The 10,108-nt window shown below is 42.1% G+C and carries 10 protein-coding genes; 7 read left to right on the top strand and 3 right to left on the bottom strand.

Annotated elements, in window-relative coordinates; translation table 11 throughout:
- Positions 1–399: 399 nt before the first annotated feature.
- Complete coding sequence (locus tag NI465_RS14670) at positions 400–972, bottom strand: peptidylprolyl isomerase (RefSeq protein WP_253145809.1); 573 nt, start codon at positions 970–972, stop codon at positions 400–402.
- A 103-nt stretch (positions 973–1,075) separates the two neighbouring features.
- Between NI465_RS14670 and NI465_RS14665 the strand changes: the two genes are divergently transcribed.
- Entirely contained in the window at positions 1,076–1,750 is a 675-nt protein-coding gene (locus tag NI465_RS14665; RefSeq protein WP_253145808.1) for an acetoacetate decarboxylase family protein, read from the top strand.
- A gap of 71 nt (positions 1,751–1,821) precedes the next feature.
- Here the strand turns inward: NI465_RS14665 and NI465_RS14660 are convergent, their stop codons facing one another.
- The gene (locus tag NI465_RS14660) at positions 1,822–2,892 is read right to left on the bottom strand and encodes an alpha/beta hydrolase (protein WP_253145807.1); all 1,071 of its coding nucleotides are present in this window, start codon (positions 2,890–2,892) and stop codon (positions 1,822–1,824) included.
- Positions 2,893–3,109: 217 nt separating this feature from the next.
- Between NI465_RS14660 and NI465_RS14655 the strand changes: the two genes are divergently transcribed.
- The 6 genes from NI465_RS14655 (at position 3,110) to NI465_RS14630 (ending at position 9,661) form a co-directional block, all read left to right on the top strand.
- A complete protein-coding gene (locus NI465_RS14655) occupies positions 3,110–3,610 on the top strand; it encodes a cell envelope integrity TolA family protein (RefSeq protein WP_253145805.1) in 501 nt (166 codons plus the stop codon).
- A 1,003-nt stretch (positions 3,611–4,613) separates the two neighbouring features.
- On the top strand, positions 4,614–5,162 hold the full coding sequence (gene grpE / locus NI465_RS14650; protein ID WP_004647116.1) for a nucleotide exchange factor GrpE: 549 nt from the start codon (positions 4,614–4,616) through the stop codon (positions 5,160–5,162).
- Between the two features lie 118 nt (positions 5,163–5,280).
- The gene (gene dnaK / locus NI465_RS14645) at positions 5,281–7,221 is read left to right on the top strand and encodes a molecular chaperone DnaK (RefSeq protein ID WP_071852338.1); all 1,941 of its coding nucleotides are present in this window, start codon (positions 5,281–5,283) and stop codon (positions 7,219–7,221) included.
- A gap of 146 nt (positions 7,222–7,367) precedes the next feature.
- Positions 7,368–8,198: an OXA-134 family carbapenem-hydrolyzing class D beta-lactamase gene (blaOXA, locus tag NI465_RS14640; protein WP_253145804.1), complete on the top strand. Its 831-nt coding sequence runs from the start codon at positions 7,368–7,370 to the stop codon at positions 8,196–8,198.
- 71 nt (positions 8,199–8,269) lie between these two features.
- Entirely contained in the window at positions 8,270–9,178 is a 909-nt protein-coding gene (locus NI465_RS14635; RefSeq protein WP_253145802.1) for a matrixin family metalloprotease, read from the top strand.
- A 105-nt stretch (positions 9,179–9,283) separates the two neighbouring features.
- Positions 9,284–9,661, top strand: coding sequence for a hypothetical protein (locus NI465_RS14630; protein ID WP_253145811.1), 378 nt, complete (start codon positions 9,284–9,286; stop codon positions 9,659–9,661).
- 56 nt (positions 9,662–9,717) lie between these two features.
- Here NI465_RS14630 and erpA read toward each other — a convergent pair whose 3' ends face one another.
- On the bottom strand, positions 9,718–10,053 hold the full coding sequence (erpA, locus tag NI465_RS14625; protein WP_004281944.1) for an iron-sulfur cluster insertion protein ErpA: 336 nt from the start codon (positions 10,051–10,053) through the stop codon (positions 9,718–9,720).
- Between the last annotated feature and the right edge of the window lie 55 nt (positions 10,054–10,108).

Here is a 10,108-nt window from a genome sequence, read left to right as displayed (position 1 = left end):
TCTTGGCTCATCAATTTTCTGACAAATATTTCTCAAATAAACTTCGAGTAATTTCTACCATCAATCAATGAAAATAATTTCGATCAATCAATCAGTAAAAATCCACACAAGTTGTTCTTCATAATCTCTTAATGATCTTTCTAACACCTCGTCAGTGCTAGAAGCTGGACTTCGATAAACTCAACAACTCCGCCATTCTGCTTCGTTCGTTTCCGTCTATCTCGTCGGTATGTGCTCATTATAGGGCAATTTCTTACACGTGCAAGCGCTTTTAACGCACAGGAATCACGAGTGTTTTATTTTTATGCACCAAATTGGTTCAATTCCATACAATTCATTACATAAGTACATATTTTTAAAACAGAAATATAAATTAAATATTTCTGTTTTATTCTATGCCTAGTTTTTCACGACTGGTGCTTTAATCGTCACACTGGTGATTTTTACAGGGTTCACCGGCACATTTTGATGCATTCCATAGTTTCGGGTCGGTACTTTAGCAATCTGATCGACGATATCCATACCTTTAGTGACCTTACCAAATACCGCATAGCCGGCATTTCTAGCAGAACGATCCAGGAAATCATTATCGACCAGGTTCACAAAGAATTGTGCTCGGGCAGAATCCGGCTGATTGGTACGCGCCATGGCTAAAGTACCGCGTTTATTTTGCAGACCATTCGATGATTCATTTTTAATGGGTGCTTGAGTATTGGCTTTTTCTTGCATGTTCACATCAAAGCCACCACCCTGCACCATAAAGCCTGGAATGACGCGGTGAAAAATCGTGTCCTTATAGAAGTTGCTCTTTACATAGCTTTCGAAGTTCTTTGCCGAGATTGGAGCTTTGTCATTGAAGAGTTCAATTTCAATATTTCCAGATGAAGTCTTCATCTCAATAATCGTATTTTCAGCAAAGCTTGGCAGACTGACCGCAGCAAGTGCGATGACACATAATGATTTCTTTAACATTTATTAACTCATCTACTTAGAAGTAATGGTTGTGAATGACTATATATTAATCTTTTATAACTCATAATGCAGTGACCTGCCGACTAAAGACAAGAGAATAAGAATGAAGCATGCATTATTACAGGAGCAAAATATCCACCAGTTTCCACCTTGGCGTTTGCAGGGTGAGGGTTTTATTCTGAATTATTGGCTGACCCCCACCTTTATTGAGCAAGCGAAACAGTTCCGGATCGCCCCTTCTCCGCTAGGTCGTATGGTCCAAGTCTTATTGGTGCGTTATCACGCTTCGCCGATTGGCCCTTATGATGAGTTACTGATTCTGGATCATCCTTTAATTAGTAAACGGCGCCTCAGTTCGATTCCTAAAATTTATGTGTCTACCCATGAGTCTGTGGTACACGGTCAGCATTTATGGGGCATTCCCAAAGAACATGCGCAATTTGAATGGCAGGAAAAGGATCAGGAAGTGCTGTGTCAGATTCAGCATCAAAACCAGCATATGACGATTCGGCTGAAGAAAACCAAATCTGCACGCCAGTTCTACATTAATAGTCATCATATTCCAGCGTCTATGCTGAAGATTCAGCAAGCTTGGAAAGGGCAGCGTTTTCAGTTTAGTCCACAGTTCCGCGGTCACTTCTCCAAACTCTCGCAAGTAGAGTGGCAAGATGCCGAGAATATATTTCCAGACTTTTCCAAAGCCAAATTGCTGCAAAGCTTTTATGTCCCCAAATTCAATTTGATCTTTCCTGAAGCGCAGATCAGTAGCAAAGTATAAGAACTGATAAAAACTTATCTATACAAAAAGGTGTTTCATGAGAAACACCTTTTTTTATTTATACTTTCGATTTAACTATTTTTATCCCAGAATTTGCGGAAGTTTTTGCTGATCTCAATCACATATTTTTTGGCACGGCGAGAGATCGGCGTCAGGTTAATAAAACCATGTGCCTGATCGGTATATTCATGATAATGAACACTCACGCCATTCTGACGTAGTTTATGTGCATAGATTGAACCTTCATCATGCAGGACATCATGACGTGCTGTAATCACATAACTTGGCGGCAAGTTTTGCAATTCACCATAGGTCGGTGAAATCAGCGGATCATCCAGTTCAATCTGATGGGTTTGGGCATACATGAAGGTCACCAGATCAATATCCTGCTCTGAAAGTACCAGTCCATCTTTATAGGCATAGAAAGAAGGATGGCGGCTTTTAAAGTCGACCGCCGGATAAAGCAAAAGCTGCGCTCGTGCAGCATAAGATTTGCCTGCACTGCGCTGTGCCACGACAGTAGCCAGATTTCCGCCCGCACTGTCCCCTGCCACGGCAATCCGGTTTTTATAGACTTTTAGCTGCTTGCTATGCTGATGTGCCCACGCCAAGGCATCTTCACAAACCTGTACCATCTGCAAGGGGCTAAATTCTGGCGTCAGCGGATAAGCTACGCTTAGCACCTGTACTTTGGCATGTACTGCCAGCAAGCGACAGAATTCATCATGGCTGTCCAGACCGCCCACCATAAATGCACCGCCATGATAAAAAATCACCATCGGCAACTTCTTTTGTGGAGCTGGATGATAATGCCGGGCAAAGATGCTGCCACTTTGCAAAGGCAGGCGCAGCTCTTCGATGACTTTGACAGTAGTTGGTTTAGCCGCGATCGCTTTCATGCGTGCATCAAACAATGTGCGCGAATGTGCCAGATCCTCACTGATAAAACTGCTATGCCCCTGTTTTATCTGGATGGCCATCAGGCATTTAACCAATGGATCTAAATCAGGATAAACATGAGGATAATCCAGGGCCCTAACCAATGCTTCCTGTGCAATGCCAGGCAAGCGGTCCAGCATACGCGCTGCCGTCCCTTGTCCTTTTTCCATCACACTTTTCAAAACCGGAGGATTCACAGTCATTATTTTTAGTCCTTATTCTCTTAATTCTTCATAGTTTCTACACGATTAGCGTTTCAGTGACCATATTCTTATATAAGTCTTAATATCAATGTACATATAGCTTCTACTCGATACGTTACCCTCATTTATAAAAGATGTCATTGACCGTTTAAAGGTTATTTTTGACGTACTTTTGCGAGCTTAAGTATATTTTTTATTACAAATCTGGAGGATGCCTATGGCTAGTAAAATTATAGCTTTGTCTTTGGCGACTGCATTTTTAGCTGTAGGCTGCGTCGCATTTCCTGAAGATGGTGGCTATTATGATGGCCGCTATGATCAGCGTTATGACCGTCGCTATGAACTGGACCGGCGTTATGAACAAGATCGTCGCTATGAGCGGCAACGCTGGGAATATGAACAGCAACGCAAACGCATTGAACTGGATCGACGTAAACAGGAATTACAACGTCGCAATTGGGAGCAGGATCGTAAAAGACAGTTAGAGCTGGATCGACGTAAAAGCCAACTGGAACGACAGCGCCATGAACAGCAACGTAAAAATATCATGATGCAACGGCAAAAACAGGCAGAGGCAGAACGTAAACGTCGTCAGGATCTGGAGCGTAAACGTGTAAAAGATCAACGCAGTAAAAAAGTCCAGCAAAATCGTTCTAATCAACGCTGGAATGACAACCGACGTCATCAGGAACAACGTTCACGGGATCGTCGTGACTAAGACTTGAATCACCCTCTCTATTAAAAGCCCAGACTGGGCTTTTTTAATGAAAAAGGTAGCTGCCAGATAGACAAAGGCCCTAAAGAAAATTTCTTTAGGGCCTTTGCAGAGGGTTATGTTAAACGAACTTCCACTTCGCTTATGCTTCTCAGCAATTCAACCAGAACATCCTGTTCTCTACACAAATTATCCTATCGAATCAACTTGCGCTCATGAAGCGGACATTCACTATCCAAGCTGTAAGTTTTATCTTACAAACCGCTAAAATAGAGACGACTGATTCCAACAAATTCAAAAAAGGTAAATTCTGGACAAAAAAAAGGCTTATCTAGAGAACAGGATAAGCCACGAAAACACATTTCAAAATAAGAAGAAACTACAGCGATAGAATCTGGAATAAATATTAATCAAAAGTTCATCTATTGTGAAAGACTTTATTGCTTAGATATTAATCGTTTTTATGTCTAATAAATAAACAGGCAAAAAAAAGCTGAGTTTTGGGGATACTCAGCTTGAAAAAAGCAACTCTAAAATAGGGCAACAGCAACCCGGTTCGGCTCTCTCCTCTGAACAAGGTCGCTGTTAATAGAAGTATGATGCAATTTTTTTACCAACACTTAAAACGGATTAAAATTATTAATTTGATTCAAAAATACGATTATTCATTTTTTATATTTATTTTCAAATACTTAATTCTTAGATTTAGTCGCTAATTAAATCTATTCAGTTCAAAATTCGGATTCATCGCTGCTGATGTCCGTGTATTTTATTCTCATCCTATCCTGCTGTTGTGTTCTGAATAGCTTGTTCTGCTATCCGCTGGATTCAGTATTTTGTATAAATCTTAAATTTAATCTGGGTCGACGCTTGAATTTTTACACCCTGCCCCGATTTCTTTAGGTAATCAAGAACTTCACAACCATGGCAGTTCAGCATAAACGCAGTGAACACTGAGGCCTAAGGACTGTACATGTTTAAGAACCCATTTAAACGGAGTAAATCAATGGCGACTGAGCAAAACGAGCAAGCTCAACAACTTGAGCAAGAGCAAGCGGAACAAGATACAGCGCAAACTCAAGCTGAAACCGAGCAGGCTGAAGTTTCCGTTGAGTCTTTACAAGAGCAGATTGCGCAGCTTGAAGGTGATTTAAAGTTAGAAAAAGCCCGTACCGCCAATGCAGTTTATGAAGCACAAAAGAGTGTTGAACGTATTCAGCGTGAATCTGAAAAGCATAAAGATACAGTTCTGGAAAAGTTCTCTAAAGAGCTTCTAGAAACAGTCGACAATCTGGAACGTGCCATTGTGGCTGCAGGTGAAGAGCAAACACCATTGCGTGAAGGTGTGGAACTGACCCTTAAATCTTTATTGCATACCTTGGAGAAATTTGGGGTTGTGGCAGTGGATACCAACAACGGTTTCAATGCTGACCTGCATCAGGCAGTCGGGATTGATCCAAATGCCAAAGCAAATGAAATTGGGACTGTTTTGCAAAAGGGCTACACGCTTAACAGTCGCTTATTGCGTCCTGCCATGGTGATGGTCGGCGCTTAAGCCAAATAAATTCGGGAGTTTGTGAAATTTTTCAAAAATTTTACTTGAAAAAAATCGAACGGCTCTCATATCGGATAACAAGTGTAAATCACAAAAAAATTTTAGAGGAAACATCCAAATGGCTAAAATCATTGGTATTGACTTAGGTACTACAAACTCATGTGTTGCAGTACTTGAAGGCGACAAAGTTAAAGTAATCGAAAACGCTGAAGGCGCGCGTACCACTCCATCTATTATTGCCTATAAAGATGGCGAAATTCTGGTAGGTCAATCTGCAAAGCGTCAAGCAGTAACGAATCCGAAAAATACATTGTTCGCGATCAAACGTTTGATCGGTCGTCGTTATGAAGACCAAGCGGTACAAAAAGATATCGGTCTGGTTCCTTACAAAATCATCAAAGCTGACAACGGAGATGCTTGGGTTGATGTCAACGACAAAAAATTGGCGCCACAACAGGTTTCTGCTGAAATCTTGAAAAAGATGAAGAAAACTGCTGAAGATTACCTGGGCGAAACCGTAACTGAAGCTGTTATTACTGTTCCTGCTTACTTCAACGATGCACAGCGTCAAGCAACTAAAGATGCAGGTAAAATTGCAGGTTTAGAAGTTAAACGTATCATTAACGAGCCAACTGCTGCGGCACTTGCGTTTGGTATGGACAAGAAAGAAGGCGATCGTAAAATCGCGGTTTATGACTTGGGTGGTGGTACTTTCGACGTTTCAATCATTGAAATTGCCGACCTTGATGGCGACCAGCAAATTGAAGTATTGTCGACTAACGGTGATACATTCCTAGGTGGTGAAGACTTCGATAACGCGTTAATCGAGTTCCTGGTTGAAGAGTTCAAGAAAGAACAAAACTTTAACCTGAAACAAGATCCACTGGCGTTACAGCGTTTAAAAGAAGCTGCGGAGAAAGCGAAAATCGAGCTTTCTTCTTCAAATGCAACTGAAATCAACCTTCCATACATCACTGCTGATGCGACTGGTCCTAAACACTTAGTGATCAACGTAACACGTGCAAAACTTGAAGGTTTAGTTGCTGACCTGGTTGCTCGTACGATTGAGCCTTGCCGTATTGCGCTTAAAGATGCGGGTCTTTCGACTTCTGACATCTCTGACGTAATTCTGGTGGGCGGTCAGTCTCGTATGCCAATGGTTCAACAGAAGGTTCAAGAATTCTTCGGTAAAGAGCCACGTAAAGACGTAAACCCTGACGAAGCAGTAGCCATGGGTGCTGCGATTCAAGGTGCGGTACTTTCAGGTGACAAAACTGACGTACTTCTACTTGACGTAACTCCGTTGACACTTGGTATTGAAACCATGGGCGGCGTGTTGACTGCAATTATCGAGAAAAACACCACGATTCCTGCGAAGAAATCTCAAGTGTTCTCAACCGCTGCGGACAACCAGCCTGCTGTAGACATTTCAGTTTACCAAGGTGAACGTAAAATGGCGCAGCAAAACAAACTGTTGGGTAACTTCCAGTTAGGCGACATTCCACCTGCGCCACGTGGTGTGCCACAAATTGAAGTATCTTTCGACATCAACGCTGATGGTATTTTGAAAGTATCTGCAAAAGACAAGAGCACTGGTAAAGAGCAATCGATCCAGATTAAAGCAAACTCAGGTTTGTCTGATGCTGAAATCGAAGCAATGATCAAAGATGCTGAAGCGAATGCTGAAGAAGACCGTAAATTTGAAGAGCTTGCAAAAGCTCGTAACGAAGCGGATGCTTTAGTTGCTTCTTCACAAAAAGCAGTGAAAGATCTTGGTGAACAAGTGACCGCAGACGAAAAAACTGCAATCGAAACTGCGGTTTCTGAGCTTGAAGCTGCAACTAAAGAAAATGACGTTGAAGAAATCAAAGCGAAAACTGAAGCGCTGCAAAACATCATCATGCCAATTACACAACGTGCATATGAAGCAGCGCAAGGCCAAGGCGGTGCGCAAGGTTTTGACCCGAATGCATTCCAAGGCGGCGAAGGTCAATCTCAAAAAGCGGACGACGGCGTTGTAGATGCTGAGTTCACTGAAGTGAAAGATGACAAAAAATAATTTGTCGCTTTAACTGAAAAAACCGCGCGAAAGCGCGGTTTTTTTATGTTTCGACTTGAAGGAATAAAATAAAAATTACCAAAATTTGATCGTATTTTCAGGAAAAGCTGTTTAAGTTAAATCAAACATTAAAATACCCTGAACCCATGAAAATTCTGATTTTTCTGCCTTTACTTAGTTGCTTGGGCCTGACAGCGTGTAGCCTGCCCGTTTCATCTCTCCTATCTCAAAGCACTTCGACTCAATCCACTCAAGCCATTGCCCAATTATTTGATCAGGCGCAAAGCGCGGGTGTTCTAGTGATTCAGCGTGGTCAACAGATACAGGTTTATGGTAATGATTTAAGTCGTGCAAATACCGAATATGTTCCAGCCTCTACTTTCAAAATGCTCAATGCCCTGATTGGTCTACAACATGGTAAAGCCACAACCAATGAAATTTTTAAATGGGATGGCAAGAAACGCAGTTTTTCAGCTTGGGAAAAAGACATGACTCTCGGCCAAGCCATGCAAGCGTCTGCTGTACCCGTTTATCAGGAACTGGCACGTCGTATTGGCCTTGAACTGATGCAACAGGAAGTACAACGCATCCAATTTGGTAATCAGCAGATTGGTCAACAGGTCGATAACTTCTGGCTGGTAGGCCCTTTGAAAGTTACTCCAAAACAGGAAGTCCAATTTGTTTCTGCGTTGGCCCGAGAGCAACTGGCCTTTGATCCTCAAGTCCAGCAGCAAGTCAAAGTCATGTTACTGCTACAGGAGCAGCAAGCTTATCGACTATATGCCAAATCTGGTTGGGGCATGGATGTGGAACCGCAAGTCGGCTGGCTCACCGGCTGGGTTAAAACACCGCAAGCCGAGATCGTGGCATTTTCACTGAATATGCAGATGCGAAATGGTATGGATCCGGCGATCCGCCTTGAAATTTTGCAGCAGGCTTTGGCCGAATTAGGGCTTTATCCAAAAGCAGAAGGATGACGCAAATAAAGCATGGGAAAGGCATTAAAATTAAGCTATATTTTTAAAAAATAGACATTTAAATAAAAAATATGCGTCTTCTGCTCTGTCTGCTCGTAGTTGGATTGATCATGTCTGCCTATCTGCATATGCAGACCAAAACCCATCCTCAACTGCGCTATAACTCGCTGGCTGATCGTTTGACTCATCCTTTCGATACCCGCTTACGTTTCCGGATTGATCAGGTCGATTCAGGCTTTGGACTGAGTAAAGATCAGGTCATTCAACTGAGCAAGGAAGCCATCGAGATCTGGCATCAGGGAAGCAATCGTGATGATTTGATGGTCTATGATGAAAATGCCAGGCTGAGTATTCACCTGATCTATGATCAACGCCAGCAAGACTATGATGCCTTGAAGAAAGTCGAAAAACAGTTGCTGGCAGATGACGCCAAGTATCAACGTCAGGTCAAAAATCTGGAAGCATCCCATCAGCATCTGGAAAGTCAGCAGCAACGCCTGATCCAGCAAAGAGATCAGATGAATAGTGAATTTCAGGCCTTACAGCAACGACGCCGTCAGCCAAATTTATCTGCTTATGAACATGAGCAGATTGAATATGAGGTTTTGGCTTTACAGCGCAAATCGGAAAGTTTTCAACGGGAACTTCAGTACCTTCAGGAACAGCAAAGTTCCTTTAATATGAATGTTTCCATGCATCAACATGGTCTGCAAAACCATCAGCAGAATATCATTCAAGCCCAACAGCGTTTCCCTGCCCGCGAATTTCATAAAGGCGTGTTTATGGGTGATCAAATTCATGTCTATCAGTTTGATGCAGAAGATGATCTCCGTCTGACTCTGGCACATGAACTCGGACATGCCTTGGGTCTGTATCACCATAATGACCCGGAAGCACTGATGTATCCGGTGCTGGGTAAACAGAATCTGCAACATTTTCAGCTACGACCTGCAGACAAGACCTTGCTTTATAACCGTTAAGTGATCAGCTCAAATCCCTTAATTAAATTAAGTGTATAAGTATTATAAAAAACACTCTATTCTGATTTCATGTTATTGTGATTGGCTACATTGTTCAGGCCATCTTTGGAGATTCGTGTGAGTTACTACCATATTTTAATTGAAGTAAATGACCACATTAGTACGATTGATGAAACCCGTGATATCGAGATCTTTGATATCGAGGACATCCAACCCTATCTTCATTCGATTTTGCTGCCTTATTTCAATGAACAACTGATTGAACTCGACGATGAAAATCTGGATTATAAAGATATTCTGCATCTGGAAATCAAACAGACTTTATTGCCGATCAATGACCTGATCGAAGAAGAACAGCGTCTGTTGCCAAGCGATACCGACATTACCATTAGCGCCTATGAAATTTTCAATAACCGCGAGTTGAGTCAGGATGTTACTACTGTAATCTTTGATCTGCTTGAAGCGGTAAAACTGGATAGCTAAACTTTCCTCCAGATATAAAAAAGTCCTCATTGAGAGGACTTTTTTTGTGCATGGATTTAGATCGAGAATGAAGATCCACAACCACAGGTCGTGGTCGCATTCGGGTTTTGTACCACGAAACGTGAACCTTCCAGACCTTCTAAATAATCTACAACTGAACCGACCAGATATTGATAACTCAATGAATCGACTAAGACTTTAACATCACCATTGGCAAATTCTGCATCATCTTCATTCTGGCTTTCCGCAAAGTTAAAGCCATAAGAGAAACCTGAACAGCCGCCACCGGTCACATAGACACGGAGCATTAAGTCTTGGTTACCTTCACTGTCACGCAACTGGCGTACTTTATTTGCGGCATTGTCGGTGAGCACAAGCGCTTGGGCATTCATGGCGGATTCCTCTGTTGAATGGAATGTCTTTAAAAAGAAAAGACCATATTTAAGT

It is taken from the genome of Acinetobacter lwoffii (genome assembly GCF_024129855.1).
Lineage (GTDB): Bacteria > Pseudomonadota > Gammaproteobacteria > Pseudomonadales > Moraxellaceae > Acinetobacter > Acinetobacter lwoffii_L.
This window is presented reverse-complemented; position numbering and strand designations above follow the sequence as displayed.

Coding starts and splice junctions, on each gene's coding strand:
- grpE (WP_004647116.1), top strand. CDS start 4,614: ATGGCGACTGAGCAAAACGAGCAAGCTCAACAACTTGAGCAAGAGCAA.
- blaOXA (WP_253145804.1), top strand. CDS start 7,368: ATGAAAATTCTGATTTTTCTGCCTTTACTTAGTTGCTTGGGCCTGACA.
- NI465_RS14665 (WP_253145808.1), top strand. CDS start 1,076: ATGAAGCATGCATTATTACAGGAGCAAAATATCCACCAGTTTCCACCT.
- NI465_RS14655 (WP_253145805.1), top strand. CDS start 3,110: ATGGCTAGTAAAATTATAGCTTTGTCTTTGGCGACTGCATTTTTAGCT.
- erpA (WP_004281944.1), bottom strand. CDS start 10,053: ATGAATGCCCAAGCGCTTGTGCTCACCGACAATGCCGCAAATAAAGTA.
- NI465_RS14660 (WP_253145807.1), bottom strand. CDS start 2,892: ATGACTGTGAATCCTCCGGTTTTGAAAAGTGTGATGGAAAAAGGACAA.
- dnaK (WP_071852338.1), top strand. CDS start 5,281: ATGGCTAAAATCATTGGTATTGACTTAGGTACTACAAACTCATGTGTT.
- NI465_RS14635 (WP_253145802.1), top strand. CDS start 8,270: ATGCGTCTTCTGCTCTGTCTGCTCGTAGTTGGATTGATCATGTCTGCC.
- NI465_RS14670 (WP_253145809.1), bottom strand. CDS start 972: ATGTTAAAGAAATCATTATGTGTCATCGCACTTGCTGCGGTCAGTCTG.